Below are 15,535 nucleotides of genomic sequence, written 5' to 3' on the forward strand. Positions count from 1 at the left end.
CGACCCCGCACCGCGCGCCCTTTAGGAAAGCGCCATGAGCGACACCCGCATCCGCCGCATCGTCATCCTCGGCGGCGGCACCGCCGGCTGGATGACTGCCGCCGCGCTCTCCCGCGCGCTGGCGGGACAACAGATCGCGATCACCCTGATCGAATCCGATGCGATCGGCACGATCGGCGTTGGCGAAGCGACGATCCCGACGATCCACTGGTTCAACCAGATCGTCGGTCTCGACGAAGCCGCGTTCATGGCCGAGACCAGGGCGACGGTGAAGCTCGGCATCGAGTTCGTCGGCTGGAACGGGCCGGGTAGTTCCTACCTGCACCCCTTCGGCACCTACGGCCCGCCCGGCGACGGGGTAATGTTCCTCCACCGCCTGATCCGCGGGCGGCTCGACGGTGACACGACGCCGAGCGAAGCCTATTCCCTGACGGCCCGAATCGCCCGCGCCGGGCGCTTCACGCGGCCGGTGGGCGATCCCCGCTCGCTGCTCTCGACGCTCGGCTACGCCTATCATTTCGACGCCGGCCTCTACGCCCGTTACCTGCGCGGCCTCGCGGAGAAAGCCGGCGTCACGCGGATCGAGGGCAAGGTCAGCCGCATCGATCGCGCGCCGGACAGCGGCTTCGTCACCGCACTCGCCACCGATACCGGCGCCGAGGTGGCGGGCGATCTCTTCATCGACTGCTCGGGCCTGCGCGGCCTGCTGATCGAGGAGGCGATGGGATCGGGCTTCGACGACTGGAGCCACTGGCTCCCCTGCGACCGCGCCTGGGCGGCGCCTAGCGCGGCCGAGACGCAAGTGACGGCCTACACCCGCGCCACCGCCGCCGAGGCGGGTTGGCGTTGGCGCATCCCGCTGCAGCACCGGGTCGGCAACGGCTATGTCTATTCCAGCCGCTTTCAGGGCGACGACGAAGCCCGCGCCTCGCTGATCGCCGGGATGGATGGCCCGCCGACAGCCGAGCCGCGCCTGATCCGCTTCGCGCCGGGAGCGCGCAAACGCCCCTGGATCGGCAACGTCGTCGCGATCGGCCTGTCGAGCGGCTTCCTCGAACCGCTCGAATCCACCAGCATCCACCTGATCCAGAGCGGCATCGCCAAGCTGCTCGCGCTCTTCCCGGCGCGCGACTGCTCGGCCCTGCTGGCGGACCAGTATAACCGCGTCTTCGGCCAGGAAATGGAGGACGTCCGCGACTTCCTGATCCTCCATTACCACCGAACCACCGGCCGCACAGAGCCGATGTGGCTGGAGCGGCAGGCGATGGAGATCCCGGACACGCTCGCCCGCAAGATTGGCGCGTTCGAGCAGTCCGGCCGGATCATGCTCTCCACCGACGAGCTGTTCCGCGATGCCAGCTGGTTCGCGGTGCTCGACGGACAAGGCGTACGCCCGCGCGACTACAACCCGATGATCGACGGGGCCGGCGCCGCCGACAACCTCCGCCACCTCGCGGCCGTGCGCGGGGCGATCGCGGAATCGGTGACGAAGATTCCCGCGATCGCGCCTCGGCCCGGCGTCTAGCTCTCTCAGGCGATCGCCATCAGCGTCGCATTGCCGCCCGATGCCGTGGTGTTGGTCGATGCCGCCACCTCGTGCACCAGCCAGTCGACCCGATACGTCCCGCGCGCACCGCGCGACGCGGACTGGGTGAGTACCAGCGGCCCCGGCGCATCGGCCAGCGCGGCGAGCGCGGCCGAAACCTGCCCGGCCTCGCCCTCCACCAGCGCGCCGGCCGCCGCGCGGCGCTTCGTCACGATCCGCGCCGTGACGCTCGCCGGCAGGCTGTCCAGCGCATCGGTGACATCGGCGGTCGCTTCGATCATCGCATCGTTGCCGGTCGCCAGAACGGCGGCAAGCTGGTCGAACAGCCCCGCCTTGGTCACGGGCTTGAGCAGCACCGCGCCACGCGGATGCAGCGCATAGCGATTATCCTCGCCCACCGGCCCCGGCAGCGTCAGCATCTCGCCGACCGCCGTCTCCTCGCCATAACGACGCGCCGCGTCGGCCGCTTCGGCCTCGCCCTTGCCATCGAGCCAGCGCGCGAAATCGCCGAGCGCGCCACCGATCGGCCGCGCGTCCGCCACCGTCACCGCCGGCCCCGTCACCAGCCGCCCGAGATAGAGCGGCCCGCCCGCCTTGGGGCCGGTGCCGGAAAGGCCATGCCCGCCGAACGGCTGCACGCCCACCACCGCGCCGATCATGTTGCGATTGACGTAGAGATTGCCCGCCCCGATCCGGCTCGTCACATAATCGATCATACCGTCCAGCCGGGTCTGCACGCCGAAGGTGAGGCCGTAGCCGGTGGCGTTGATCGCGCCGATCAGCGCGTCGAGATCGCTCCGCTTGTAGCGCAGCACATGCAGCACCGGCCCGAACACCTCGCGCTCGATCTGCGCGATGTCGGCGATCTCGATGATCGTCGGCGCGACGAAGGTACCGTGCGTGGTCTCGGTGCCCAGCGGCAGGCGTTCGACGCGCAGGCCACGCGCCTTCATGCGCTCGACATGGCTCTCGATGCCGTCGCGTGCCTCCGCTGTGATCACCGGGCCGACATCCGCGGCGAGACGATCGGTAGGCCGCACGGACAGTTCCGCCAGCGCGCCCTTGAGCATGGCGAGCGTGCGATCCGCCGCCTCGTCCTGCACGCACAGCACGCGCAGCGCCGAGCAGCGCTGGCCCGCACTGTCAAAGGCCGAAGCGATCACGTCGGCGACGACCTGTTCGGTCAGCGCCGAGCTGTCGACGATCATCGCGTTCTGGCCGCCCGTCTCGGCGATCAGCGGGATCGGCCGGCCCTCGGGCGAGAGGCGGCCAGACAGCGTGCGCTGGATCAGCCGCGCGACTTCGGTCGATCCGGTGAACATTACGGCGGCCACCTCGGGCGCGCCGACCAGCGCCGCACCGATACGACCATCACCGGTGACGAGCTGCAGCGCATCCTCCGGCACGCCCGCTTCGTGGAGGATGCGGACGGCCTCGGCAGCGATCAGCGGCGTCTCCTCGGCGGGCTTGGCCAGCACGGGGTTGCCCACGACCAAAGCAGCCGCAACCTGCCCGGTGAAGATCGCCAGCGGGAAGTTCCACGGGCTGATCGCCGCGACCGGCCCGAGCGGGCGGTGATCGGGCAGCAGTGCGCGGCCCTGCACGGCATAATAGCGCAGGAAGTCGATCGCCTCGCGCACTTCGCCGATCGCGTTGGGCATCGATTTGCCCGCCTCGCGCATGATCAGGCCGAGCAGCACCGGCATCCGATCCTGCAGCAGATCGGCGGCGCGCTCCAGCATGGCGGCGCGGTCGGCGGGCGAAGTATCCGACCAACCCGATGCCGCCGCGCGCGACACCGCCGCGACCGCCTCGTCCGTATTCGCCTCGGTAACCGTACCAACGACATCGCGCTGATCGGCCGGGTTCAACACATTGCGTGACGCGCCCGACGCCCCGGCGGCCACCGCCGCCCAGCTTTGCTGCGCACCTTCCGCCAAGGCCGCATCGACGGCCGACAGCACGGTCTCATCGCTGAGGTCCAGGCCGGCCGAGTTGCGGCGGTTCGGATAGAGATCGCCGGGCAGAGCGATCTGCGGGTGCGGCGCGCCCGGCTCGGGCATGGCGCGCACCACCGTCACCGGATCGGCGATCAATTCCTCCACCGACACCGCATCGTCGGCCATCCGGTTCACGAACGAGGAGTTGGCGCCATTTTCCAGCAGGCGCCGCACCAGATAGGCCAACAGCGTCTCGTGCGTGCCGACCGGCGCATAGATGCGGCACGGGCGACCCAGCTTCGAGGCGCCGACGACCTGCGCATAAAGCGGCTCGCCCATGCCGTGCAGGCACTGGAACTCGTAATCGCCCTGCGCGAAATCCTTGCCGGCCAGCTCGTAGATCGTCGCCAGCGTCTGCGCATTGTGCGTCGCGAACTGCGGGAAAACATGGCTACGCGCCGCCAGCAGCTTCCGCGCGCAGGCGACATAGGCGATGTCGGTGTGGATCTTGCGCGTATAGACCGGGAAGCCCGGCAACCCGTCCACCTGCGCACGCTTGATCTCGGCATCCCAATAGGCGCCCTTGACGAGCCGCACCATGATCCGCCGGTTCGCGCGCTTGGCGAGGTCGACGATCCAGTCGATCACGAACGGGCAGCGCTTGCCATAGGCCTGCACCACGAAGCCGATGCCGTTCCACCCTGCCAGATCGGGATCGAGCGCCAGGCTCTCCAGCAGATCGAGCGAGATCTCCAGCCGATCGGCCTCCTCCGCATCGATGTTGAGGCCGATGTCGTAGCTCTTCGCCAGCGCCGCCAGCGCCTTCACGCGCGGCAGCAACTCACCCATCATCCGCTCCACCTTGGCGCGGGCATAGCGCGGGTGCAGCGCCGAGAGCTTGATCGAGATGCCCGGCCCCGCGACGATGCCGCGCCCCGCCGACGCCTTGCCGATCGCGTGGATCGCCGCCTCGTAATCGCGATAATAACGATCGGCATCCGCCGCCGTCATCGCCGCCTCGCCCAGCATGTCGTAGCTGTAGGCGAAGCCCTTGGCCTCCATCACCTTGGCCCGGCGCAGCGCCTCGGCAATCGTCTCGCCGGTGACGAACTGCTCGCCCATCATCCGCATCGCCAGTTCGACGCCCTTGCGGATCACCGGCTCGCCGCAGCGATGGAGGAGGCGCGTGAGCGCCGCGCCAAGCCCCGCCTCGTTGACGCTCGACGTGAGCTTGCCGGTGACCACCAGCCCCCAGGTCGCCGCATTGACGAACAGCGAGCGCTCGCCGCCGAGATGCGCCTTCCACTCGCCGGGCGCGATCTTGTCGTGGATCAGCGCGTCGCGAGTGGCGTTGTCGGGGATGCGCAGCAATGCCTCGGCGAGGCACATCAACGCCACACCCTCGCGGCTGGAGAGCGCGAACTCCTGCACCAGAGCGGCGACACCGCTCGCCTGCTGGTTGGTCCGCAATCCCTCGACCAGCTGGCGCGCCGTCGCCGCGACCGCCTGCCCCGTGGCAGGTTCCAGCGCCGCCGCCTCGATCAGCGGCGCCATCGCCTCGGCCTCGGGCCGGCGATAGGCGGCAGTGATCGCGGCGCGCAGCGGCGTGGACTGGCTGACAGCGGGCGCGAAGGCGGCAAAGGAGAAGGGCTTGGTCATGCCCGCTTATATAGCCGATCTCTAGGCGGAAATTTGCCTTGTTGAAGGGCACAGGATACGCTGTTTTCCTATAAATAGCCTTCCAAGGCGATCATTCGATCCGGAATATGCACATGACCAGTGATTTGGACGAGTTCGACCGCAAGATCGTCTCCGCGCTCCGCGCCGACGGACGGATGACCGTCACCGATCTCGCCGATCGCATCGGCCTGTCCAAGACGCCGACACAGATGCGGTTGAAGCGGCTGATGGAGGGCGGTGTAATCCGGGGATTTCGCGCGATCGTCGATCCGGCGCGGCTCGGCCTCGATCATGTCGCCTTCGCGGAGGTGAAGCTGTCGGACACGCGCGAGAAGGCGCTGGGCGAATTCAACGCCGCCGTGCTGCGCGTGCCCGAGATCGAGGAATGTCACATGATCGCGAGCAGCTTCGACTATCTGCTCAAGGTGCGCACCGCCAACATCCGCGACTATCGCCGCGTGCTGGGCGAACGCATATCGAGCCTGCCCCACGTCGCCAGCACATCCACCTACGTCGCGATGGAGACGGTCCGCGAAAGCGCGTGATGCGCGATCAGCCCGCTTCGGCCATCCACTGCACCGCGTCCTCGCCGGCCGGGATCCTGAGCGGCGCGGCGGGATCGGTCGCCGCCCGCCAGACAGCCTCCGCCACGTCGATCGCGTGCGTGACCGGCCCGCCGCCATCACGGAAATTGGCGATCATACCCTCGATCAACGGCTTGTAGTCGGCATTGTCGAGCCCGCGCAGGTGCGGCATCGCATTGTTCCCGAAGCTCGTCTCCGGCGAACGGCCGGGCAGCACGATGTGCACGCGCACGCCGAACGGCTCCATCTCCACCGCAAGGCTCTCGGTGAGCGCGTTCACCGCCGCCTTGCTCGCGCGGTAGACGCTGACCAGCGGCAGCGGCTTGAGCGTCGCCGTAGAGGTCACATTGATGATCGTGCCGGCGCGCCGCTCACGGAATTTGGGCAGCACCGCCTGGAGCATCGCCAGTGTACCCAGCGTGTTGGTCTCGAACAGCTGGCGCGCCGTATCCGGCTCGATCAGTTCGATCGGCACGGCTGCGCCGAACCCCGCATTGTTGACCAGCACGTCGATATCGCCGGCCTTGTCCATCGCGCTCGCGATACTGGCCGGATCGGTGACGTCGAGCGGCAGGATGGTCAGATTATCCGCAGGCGGGAGGATGTCGGCACCGGGCTTGCGCATCGTGGCGATCACGGTCCAGCCCCTTTCGACGAAGAGCTTCGCGGTTTCGAGGCCGAAGCCGGACGAGCAGCCGGTAATGAGGACGGTAGGCATGCCATTCTCCGAAATTGTCGATGACGATCGGAAGATGGCGGCCGTAAGCAAGACCTTCTATAGCCCGAAATCCGAAATCCTTTCGCGAAAGTCCTGCCATGACCGTCGATCCGCTGGCCGAGATCGTCACTCTCCTCCAGCCGTCGGCTAGCTTCTCCAAGCTCGTCGAATATACCGGGCGCTGGCGTATCGACCGCAACGTGGAGGGGAAGCCCGTCTATTTCGCGGTGCTGGAAGGCGAATGTCGGGTCATATCGACCGAACAGCCTCCCTTCGTGGTGCGTGCCGGCGATTTCGTCTTGTCGCCATCCGCCAACGACCAGGTGATCGAGAGCATCGATCCGCCGCCGCACGGGATCGACATGATGCCGACGGAACTTGGCGAGGGCCGCTTCCGGGTCGGCCGCGCGGACGATCCGGTCAACCTGCGTATGCAGGTCGGCCTGTGCAGCTTCGCATCGCCCGACGCCGCCCTGCTCGTCTCGCTGCTGCCGTCAATGGTGATCGCGCGAGGCGTGCCGCGGCTGGCCCAACTGCTCCAGCTTGTCGATGACGAAACCCGGCATTCCCGCCCGGCGCGCGAAATGGTCCTCGAACGCCTGCTCGAAGTCCTGCTGATCGAGGCGCTGCGCTGCGGGACGGACATCGCCGCCGTCCCCAGCCTCTCTCGCGGATTGGCCGACGCGCGCCTCGTCGCTGCGCTGCGCGCCATGCACGCGCGCCCGGCGCACGGCTGGACCATCGCCGATCTCGCCGCCGAAGCCGCGATGTCGCGCTCGGCCTTCTTCGCCCGATTCAGCCGGATCGTCGGGCTGCCACCGATGGAATATCTGCTGTCCTGGCGCATGGCGCTCGCCAAACGATTGCTGCGCCGGCGCGAGCTGGCGATCGATCGCATCGCCGCCAGCGTGGGGTACGGATCGGCGAGCGCGTTCAGCACGGCTTTCACCCGTCATGTCGGCATGCCACCGATGCGCTACGCCCGGACGGACGTGTGAGTTCGCGTCCGGTCGACGTGCGCGCCGCCGAGACGCGCACGAAACCGAGGTCGCGCCGTCAGCCGAGCGCCGCCGCGACGCTCACCTTCATCGGCAGGGTCGGTCGGCCGATCAGCCGACCCAGCACACCACCGTCGTCGAACAGCGTATCGGTGGACGCCTGCGCGCTGCTGTCCGCAAGCATCGCGGCAAGCGGCGCAGGAAGCCCCACCTGCTCCAGCGCGGCCCGGTAATCGGCCTCCAGCATGTCACGATAGACGACCGGCTTGCCGCTCGCGTCGGCGAGGAAGCCCGCGAAGTCGGACAGGGTGAAGGCATCGTCGCCGGCAAGCTCGAAGACGCCCGCACTTCCAGCGATCAGGATCGCCGCTGCCGCTGCGGCATAATCGGCGCGCGCCGCGGCCGAGATTCGCCCGGTGCCGGAGCTTCCGAGCACCGCGCCATGCTCTACCGCCGGAACGGCACCGGCCGTGTAATTCTCATTGTACCAGCCGTTGCGCAGCAAGGCGTGGCTGAGCCCGCTCGCCGCGATCAGCGCCTCGGTCTCGCGATGCTCGCCGGCGAGGCCGATCGGGCTGGTGTCGGCATGCAGGATGCTCGTGTAGGCGAGAAAGCCGATCCCAGCGGCCTTCGCGGCCTCGATCACGCCGCGATGCTGCGGCACCCGCTGGCCGAGTTCGTTGCCCGAAATGAGCAGCAGGCGATCCACGCCGTCGAGCGCCGGTACAAGCGAGGCGGGATCGGCATAATCGAAGCGACGCACGACCACGCCCCGATCCGCATAGTCCACCATCTTCGCCGGATCGCGGACCAGCGCGACGATCTGACGGGCGTCGATCCTCTCGATCAGGGCATCGAGAACGAGGCGGCCGAGTTGGCCGGAAGCACCGGTGACGGCAAACATGGGAAGCTCCTTCGGTGGTTGAAGCCGCCCATCTATTTGCCTAACTCACTATTCGTAAGTACGCACAGATTGGTAAGTGACAATATGCTGAAGCAGACATCGAACGGGCTGGCCGATCGCATGGCACGCGGCGATGTCTTCGCGCCCGATTGCCCCTCGCGCGTCGTGCTACGGCACATGACGAGCAGCTGGGGCGTGCTCAGCCTGATCGCGCTGCGTTCGGGCACCCATCGTTTCAGCGAGCTGCGCCGCAAGGTCAGCGGAGTCAGCGAGCGGATGCTGGCGCAAACGCTCCAGCAGCTCGAATGCGACGGCCTGCTCGTGCGCAAAAGCTATCCGGTCGTGCCGCCGCACGTCGAATATACGCTGACAGCCCATGGCGAGGAGGCCGCGAGGCTGGTCGAGGCGCTGGCTGACTGGGTGGAAGGCGCCATGCCCTCGCTGCGGCCGGACGACGGGCAGGACAAACGCTAGGCAGCCCAGGCCGCCACATCGTCCTCGAGGCCGATCAGCGCGAGGCCATGCGCGATCGACGTCAGTTCCCCGCCGGTCTCGATCCGCTCCTCGCCAAAGCGGTCGGTGAAGATGCGCCGGATGCGGGGAACGAGCGAGGTGCCTCCGGTCAGGAATATCCGGTCGATCGCCGATGATTCGAGGCCGGCCGCGTCGAGCGCCTGATCCACCGTCCGCTCGATCGCGGCGACGTCCTCGGCGATCCAGCCTTCGAAGTCCCCCCGACTGATCTCGGTTTCCAGGCTGAGGCCGCCACCGTCGAAGCGGAAGGTCGTGGCATCCGCTTCGGACAGCGCGCGCTTGGCCCTGCCCACCGCCTCGTAGAGCGGATAGCCCTGCTCATGCTCGATGATCGCGATCATCCGGGCGATGGCATCGCCGTCGATCGCGCTGCGGCGTAGCCGTTCCAGCTCGGCGATCGTCTTCGGGTTGCGCATCAGTGCGAGGCGCGACCAGTCGGCGAAATCGGAGAACCAGCTGCGCGGAATTTCCAGCACCTTGTCGAACGACCGGTATTGCCCGCCCTTGCCGAGCATCGGCAGCACCAGCCGATCAAGGATGCGGTAATCCAGCCGGTCCCCCGCGATGCCGATGCCCGCATGGCCTAGCGGCACGCAGCGCGGCGCCTCGCCAGCCGCCACCACCCGGACGACCGAAAAGTCGCTGGTGCCGCCGCCGAAATCCGCGACGAGAATGGTGGCCGGCTCGGTCAGCCTCGCGGCATAGCTGTAGGCCGCGCCGAGCGGTTCGTAGACATAGTGGATCTCGGCGCCGAAACCGACGAACATCGCGTCATAGCGTTCGCGCGCCAGAGCCGGATCCGGTCGCCCGCCCGCATATTCGACGGGCCGGCCCACGACGATCCGCGAAGGCCGATCGTCGAGACGGCGACCCGTGTGGCCGACCAGCCGATCGAGGAACAGCCGGCCCAGTTCCTCGAAGCGGAAACGCTTCTCGAACACGCTCGCCGTCTCGAACGTGCGGCTGGCGGCGACCGTCTTGAACGATTGCAGAAAGCGGCTGTCCTCGGGATATTCGAGATATTCGGAGATCGCCCAGGGACCGGCCTCGTTCGCCAGCCCGCCTTTCACTTCGTCATCGTGCCAGAAGCAGAGCGCCGAACGGAACACCGGCTGCGTGCCGCCGGGCGCCGCGAACGGCACCAGTTCCGATGCGCCATCCCCGCCAAGCGCGACGACGCTGTTGGTCGTGCCGAAGTCGAGGCCGAGGGATCGGCTGTTCACGTGCTGATGGCTCCCGAAGCGCGAGGCCGGCGCTTTGCCGACATGCCGCCCCGATCGCAACCCCGATATCCGGGCTAGTCAGCGCCGCGCATCGAAAGGCCGTTGGCGATCAGATCGGTCGCGGTCGCGGAAATGTCCTTCGGATCGCCGTCGTCGGTGAGCACGCCGTAGCGCAGGCCGAGGAACACGTTCATGCCCATGATCGCCCAGGCGCGCACCTCGTTGTCGCCGGGCTGGATCTCCCCCCTCGCCACCGCCTGGTCGAGACTGGCGCGATAGCCGTCGGCGATGCCCTGATAATGGTCGTGATGCGCGTCCGCCGCGACGAAGCGGGCCTGATCGATGATCGTGTAGAGCGCCTTGTGGTGCCGCACGAAGCCCAGGAACGCCTCGATGCCCGCACGCTCGCCGGACAGGCGATCCGGCTCGCGCAGGATGTGGGGCACGACATGCTCCTTCACCTGCAGGCTCATGTCCTGCACCAGCGCGCGGAAGATCGCCTCCTTGGAATCGAAATAGGTGTAGAAGCTGCCGATCGCGGTGCCGGCGCGCTCGGCGATCTTGGCGATCGCAGCGTCGTGAAAGCCCCGTTCCCCGAATTCGTCGGCCGCCGCGTCCAGCAGCGCGCGCAGCGTGCGACGCCCACGTTCGGTGCGCGGCACCTTGGCGCCCGAAGGCGACGCCATCTCCACCGGTCCCGGCCGCGCCTTCGGCCCAGCTTTGCGCCCTGTCATCCTCGCCTCGATATCGCGTCCGGCTGATTTTCCAAAGTTGAAAGCCGGTTCAGGTTTCAGTATAAGACATGAGACGCCGGAGCAACCCCAGTGCAGGAGGAGGCCCGGTTCAGGAGAAGGAACGCTTTCGATGGCTCGCAGCATCGCCGCTCTACGGACTCGTCTCGCGCTCGGCACCGCCCTGCTGGCGACGGCGCCGGCACTCGCCCAGCAGGACGCACCCGCCGGCCCGGCCTCGCCCGCGGCGGAGCAGCCGAGCGGCAACGAGATCGTCGTCGTGGCAAGGCGCCGCGCGGAGAAGCTGATCGACGTGCCGATCGCGGTCACCGCCTACACCGCCGATCAGCTGGCCAAGGCGCAGGCAATCGATCTTTCCGGCATCCAGGGCACCGCGCCCAACGTGAATCTGGTGCAGGGTCGCGGATCGACCAGCAACGCCAACATCTTCATCCGCGGCATCGGTCAGCCGGACGCGCTGCAGACTTTCGATCCGGCGGTCGGCATCTATGTCGACGGCGTCTACATCAGTCGCATCCAGGGCGCCCTGTTCAACCTGTTCGACGTCGATCATATCGAGGTGCTGCGCGGTCCGCAGGGCACGCTCTACGGCAAGAACACGATCGGCGGCGCGGTCAACATCATCTCGAAGAAGCCGGATCTCGAAGACTTCCACGCCAGCGGCAACTTCACCTACGGATCGTACAACCAGAAGCTCGCCAACGGCTACGTCACCATCCCGCTCGTCACCGACAAGCTCGCGCTCAGCCTCGCCGGCGTCTACGACCGGCGCGACGGCACGGTGGAGGATCCGCTCACCGGGCGCCACTATAACGACCGCAACACCCAGGCCGGCCGCGCCATTCTGCGCTACAAGGCGAGCGACAGGGTGGAGCTGACGCTGGAGGGCGATTACACCCGCCAGCACACAAGGCCGACGCTCGGCTATGCCACCGCACCGCTCACCAACGTCGATCTCGTCACCGGCGCGCAGCAGGTGATCTCGCCCGCTTATCCCTACGGCGCCTACGACTACAAGGCATCGACCAGCCTCCAGCCGGGGCAGGACCAGACGCTCCACCATTATGGCGTCGCCTTCACCGCGAACGTGGAGCTGAACGATGCCTTCACGCTCACCTCGATCAGCGCCTATCGCAAGCTGAAGCCCAATTACTGGCTCGATTTCGACGCGACCCAGCTCCAGCTCGCCGACGCCTATGTCGGCGTGCGCCAGCGGCAGATCAGCCAGGAGGTGCAGCTCAAATACGATCACGGCCCGCTGAAGGGCGTCGCCGGCCTCTATTACCTGAACGAGCATATCAGCTCGAACCAGGTGTCCTACGACGACGACTATCTAACGGTGCTGGGTACGCCGGCGACATTCCAGCGCTACATCACCGACTTCCAGACGACCAAGAGCTACGCCGCCTTCGGTCAGATGACCTATGATTTCACCGACAAGCTCTCGGCGACGGCGGGCATCCGCTACACCAGCGAGCGCAAGCATTACGTCCGCTCGACCTATACGGTGCTGGGCAACCCGCTGCTCGGCGGCACGATCACCAGCGCGCCGTTCGACTTCCCCGGTTCGCTGCCGGCCCCGTACGACGATCTCGACCACGTGAATTTCCACGCCTGGACGCCGAGCTTCACGCTCTCCTACAAGCCGACGCGCGATACGCTGCTCTATGCGTCGGCCTCGCGCGGCTTCAAGTCGGGCGGGTTCAATGGCCGCGTCAACGGGCTGGGCGACGTGACCCAGGTGATCGACGGCCAGACCGTCATCGTCCCCTATTTCAAGCCCGAGACGGTGTGGACCTACGAGGCCGGTGCCAAGGGCAGCTTCCTCGGCGGCCGCGTCAGCCTGTCGGGCGACGTCTTCTACAGCGACTACAAGGATTTCCAGGCGCGCGTCGGCGGCGGCACGACCGGTGTCGCGGGCGGCTCCTTCCCGGTGGTCAACGCCGGCAAGCTGCGCATCTGGGGCATCGAGACCGAATTGGCCATCCGGCCGACCAAGGGCTGGTCGATCCGCGCCGACGTCGGCTACCTCAACGCCAAATATCTGCGCTTCGACGACGCGCGCCGGGCGCCCGCTTTCTCCTGCAATCCGACCGGCGCCCACATCACCTGCAAGCCCGCCTTCGCGCCGCCGCTCTCCGCCAGCCTCGGCAGCGACTATGCGTTCGATCTGAACGGCGCCGGCACGATCACGGTGGGTGGCGACGCCCGCTTCGTGGACAAGCAGTGGCTGTCGGTCGACAACCGGCCGGGCCTCTACGAGAACGGCTACTGGCTGTTCAACGCCTATGTCCGCTACGATGCGCCGAACGGCCACTGGTACGTGCAGGGCGGCGTGAAGAACGCGGCCAACACCATCTACAAGACCGACGCGCAGGAATTCTCGTCGGTCGGCAACATCCAGACGGTCTATTACGGCGATCCGCGCACCTGGACGGGAACGGTGGGCTTCCGCTTCTGATGCAGACAGCACCGGCCGGGTTCAGACCCGGCCGGCGCTGTCCGGCAAACCTCAGATCTGCGCGAGCCCGCCGTCGGCGAACACCTCGCCGCCGGTCATGAAGCTGCTGTCCGAGGAGGCGAGGAACGCCACGACCGCAGCGACCTCGGCCGGATCGCCGACATGGCCGATCGGGGTGCCCGCCCCCATCTCGATCATCGCGTCGCGACCGACCACTTCGGACGCGAGCTCGGTCAGGGTCGGCCCCGGCGACAGCACGTTGACGCGGATGCCGGTGCCGCGCAGATCCTGCGCCCAGCTCCGTGCGAGATTGCGCACCGCCGCCTTCGACGCGCTGTAGACGCTGAACGATGGCGTACCCATCACCCCGGTGGTCGAGCCGGTGAGGATGATCGATCCGCCCTCACCCATCAGCTTCAGGCCCTTCTGAACGGTGAAGATCGTGCCCTTCACGTTGACGTCGAAGGTGGCATCATAATGCTCGGCCGTGATCTCCGGCAGCGGCACGATCGCGCCCGTGCCGGCATTGGCGAGCAGGATATCGAGCGTCCCGCGCTCCGCCTTCACCGCATCGAACAGCCGGTCGAGGTCGGCCGGATCGGCCACCGATCCCGCGATCGCGCGAGCATTCGGACCGAGTTCGGCCAGCGCCGCGTCGAGCGGAGCCTGCCGGCGCCCGAAGATGTAGACGAACGCACCTTCGGTGATGAAACGCCTCGCAGACGCCAGCCCGATGCCCGTGCCGCCGCCGGTGACGATCGCCGTCTTGCCTTCCAGTCTCTTCATACAAACCTCCAGTCAGGATTGCGCCTAGCTGGAGAGGTGCCCACCTATGGACAAGTATGCACCTTTTGGTAAGTATCGAAAATGTCCGGCGCTCTCTCTGAGACTGGCGAAGCGTCCGATGATGCGTTGATCGCCCCCGCCTTCACCTGCGGACTCGATGCGACGCTGCGCATCATCTCCGGCAAGTGGAAGCCGCTGATCCTGTATTTCCTGCTGCGCGGCCCCAACCGCTACGGCGAACTGAAGCGCGCTGTGCGCGACGTCAGCGACAAGGTACTGATCCAGCAGTTGAAGGAACTGGATGCCGACGGCGTACTGCTCAGGACCGACTACAAGGAGGTTCCACCGCGCGTCGACTACACACTGACACCGCTCGGCCGCAGCCTCGCTCAGGCGCTCGAACCGCTCTGCGCCTGGGGCACGGAAAACATGGCCGAGATGCAACGCATCTTCGCGGAGCGCGATGCGTGGCAGCGCCCGCGCCCCGCTCGTCCGAAATAAAAACCCCCGCTTTCTGGAAGCTTTGGAGAAATGGTGGAGCGGACCCGCCTCGAACCGGCGCCCCCACCCGAAGGATGGCGCCTCGTGGGCCACGACCAGACGGCGCGACTGGAAACCCACGCCCGATGATCGAAGTACGAAGCTCTGCGACGATGGCATCAATCAGCTTGCCATTGCGTTGACCTCTGTCCTCCGAAGCGGCCAGACGAACAGGATCAGGAGGAAGATCGTGCCGGTGATCAGCGTCGCGATCGGAAGGCCGATACCGAGCGCCTCGTTCTCCGCGAGAAAATCGCCCATCGCGGTGCCGGCGGTACGCGCCACGGCGAGCGTGAGCCAGTAGAGCCAGATGCGGTTCGCCCCCTGTGCGCGCCACAGCGCCAGCGCACCGATCAACGCCGCGAGCAGCACGATCGACGCCGTGCCCTGCCCGATCAGCTTCTGCGCGACATCGCCGAAGAAGGTGCCGAACACACCTGCGCTCAGCATGGCGCACCAATAGGCGACGCCGGTCTTGGGCATCCCCCTCCGCTCTTCGGCGATCTGCTCGGCCCGATCATGCGCTTTGAGGGAGACTGCGACGAAACCGACGAGCAGGATCGTCAGGATCGCGCCGAAAACGACGTAGGGCATCTGGTGCTTGCCATAGTCGGCGATGTTGGTTGCGCCTGTGCGAATGATGATGATCAGCAGCCAGTACCAGGCCTCGCGCGGCGCGGAATCGCGGCGCTCGATCAGGAAGGCGAGCGCCGCCAAGGCCGCGAGCACCGGAACGCCGCCGATCAGACCCAGCCCGCTGTCGTGGGCGTAGAGATCGCCGAGATTGGTCCCGAACAGGCTGGCCATGGCGATGGCCGACCAGTAGCGCATGTCGACCTTCGGCATGTGTTGGATCTGCATGTCGTTTG

The 15,535-nt window shown here is 67.2% G+C and carries 13 protein-coding genes; 6 read left to right on the plus strand and 7 right to left on the minus strand.

What is annotated here, in order from left to right:
• Positions 1-34: 34 nt before the first annotated feature.
• Entirely contained in the window at positions 35-1,525 is a 1,491-nt protein-coding gene (locus QGN17_RS08685; RefSeq protein ID WP_281044083.1) for a tryptophan halogenase family protein, read from the plus strand.
• A 5-nt stretch (positions 1,526-1,530) separates the two neighbouring features.
• Here QGN17_RS08685 and putA read toward each other — a convergent pair whose 3' ends face one another.
• Positions 1,531-5,145 (minus strand): trifunctional transcriptional regulator/proline dehydrogenase/L-glutamate gamma-semialdehyde dehydrogenase, encoded by a 3,615-nt coding sequence (gene putA, locus QGN17_RS08690; RefSeq protein ID WP_281044084.1) that lies wholly within the window; start codon positions 5,143-5,145, stop codon positions 1,531-1,533.
• 113 nt (positions 5,146-5,258) lie between these two features.
• On the opposite strand from putA, the gene QGN17_RS08695 reads away from it, so the two are divergent.
• Positions 5,259-5,711: an Lrp/AsnC family transcriptional regulator gene (locus tag QGN17_RS08695; protein WP_390902648.1), complete on the plus strand. Its 453-nt coding sequence runs from the start codon at positions 5,259-5,261 to the stop codon at positions 5,709-5,711.
• A 7-nt stretch (positions 5,712-5,718) separates the two neighbouring features.
• Here the strand turns inward: QGN17_RS08695 and QGN17_RS08700 are convergent, their stop codons facing one another.
• A complete protein-coding gene (locus QGN17_RS08700; RefSeq protein ID WP_281044086.1) occupies positions 5,719-6,468 on the minus strand; it encodes an SDR family oxidoreductase in 750 nt (249 codons plus the stop codon).
• Positions 6,469-6,566: 98 nt separating this feature from the next.
• Between QGN17_RS08700 and QGN17_RS08705 the strand changes: the two genes are divergently transcribed.
• Positions 6,567-7,466, plus strand: coding sequence for an AraC family transcriptional regulator (locus QGN17_RS08705; protein ID WP_281044087.1), 900 nt, complete (start codon positions 6,567-6,569; stop codon positions 7,464-7,466).
• A gap of 58 nt (positions 7,467-7,524) precedes the next feature.
• On the opposite strand, the gene QGN17_RS08710 is transcribed toward QGN17_RS08705, so the two are convergent.
• The gene (locus QGN17_RS08710) at positions 7,525-8,370 is read right to left on the minus strand and encodes an NAD(P)H-binding protein (RefSeq protein WP_281044088.1); all 846 of its coding nucleotides are present in this window, start codon (positions 8,368-8,370) and stop codon (positions 7,525-7,527) included.
• Between the two features lie 69 nt (positions 8,371-8,439).
• On the opposite strand from QGN17_RS08710, the gene QGN17_RS08715 reads away from it, so the two are divergent.
• A complete protein-coding gene (locus tag QGN17_RS08715; protein WP_281044089.1) occupies positions 8,440-8,844 on the plus strand; it encodes a winged helix-turn-helix transcriptional regulator in 405 nt (134 codons plus the stop codon).
• On the opposite strand, the gene QGN17_RS08720 is transcribed toward QGN17_RS08715, so the two are convergent.
• Both QGN17_RS08720 and QGN17_RS08725 read right to left on the minus strand, forming a co-directional pair.
• Entirely contained in the window at positions 8,841-10,127 is a 1,287-nt protein-coding gene (locus QGN17_RS08720; RefSeq protein ID WP_281044090.1) for an Hsp70 family protein, read from the minus strand. The genes QGN17_RS08715 and QGN17_RS08720 overlap by 4 nt on opposite strands.
• A 74-nt stretch (positions 10,128-10,201) precedes the next feature.
• Positions 10,202-10,813 (minus strand): TetR/AcrR family transcriptional regulator, encoded by a 612-nt coding sequence (locus QGN17_RS08725; RefSeq protein WP_281044091.1) that lies wholly within the window; start codon positions 10,811-10,813, stop codon positions 10,202-10,204.
• Positions 10,814-10,991: 178 nt separating this feature from the next.
• Between QGN17_RS08725 and QGN17_RS08730 the strand changes: the two genes are divergently transcribed.
• A complete protein-coding gene (locus QGN17_RS08730; protein ID WP_281044092.1) occupies positions 10,992-13,340 on the plus strand; it encodes a TonB-dependent receptor in 2,349 nt (782 codons plus the stop codon).
• A 51-nt stretch (positions 13,341-13,391) separates the two neighbouring features.
• On the opposite strand, the gene QGN17_RS08735 is transcribed toward QGN17_RS08730, so the two are convergent.
• The gene (locus QGN17_RS08735; protein WP_281044093.1) at positions 13,392-14,126 is read right to left on the minus strand and encodes an SDR family NAD(P)-dependent oxidoreductase; all 735 of its coding nucleotides are present in this window, start codon (positions 14,124-14,126) and stop codon (positions 13,392-13,394) included.
• An 81-nt stretch (positions 14,127-14,207) separates the two neighbouring features.
• Here QGN17_RS08735 and QGN17_RS08740 point away from each other — a divergent pair, with 81 nt between their 5' ends.
• A complete protein-coding gene (locus tag QGN17_RS08740; protein WP_281044094.1) occupies positions 14,208-14,627 on the plus strand; it encodes a winged helix-turn-helix transcriptional regulator in 420 nt (139 codons plus the stop codon).
• A gap of 162 nt (positions 14,628-14,789) precedes the next feature.
• Here the strand turns inward: QGN17_RS08740 and QGN17_RS08745 are convergent, their stop codons facing one another.
• Positions 14,790-15,527, minus strand: a complete 738-nt coding sequence (locus tag QGN17_RS08745) for a hypothetical protein (RefSeq protein ID WP_281044095.1) — start codon at positions 15,525-15,527, stop codon at positions 14,790-14,792.
• Between the last annotated feature and the right edge of the window lie 8 nt (positions 15,528-15,535).

The sequence above is a fragment of the Sphingomonas oryzagri genome (assembly GCF_029906645.1).
GTDB lineage: Bacteria > Pseudomonadota > Alphaproteobacteria > Sphingomonadales > Sphingomonadaceae > Solisphingomonas > Solisphingomonas oryzagri.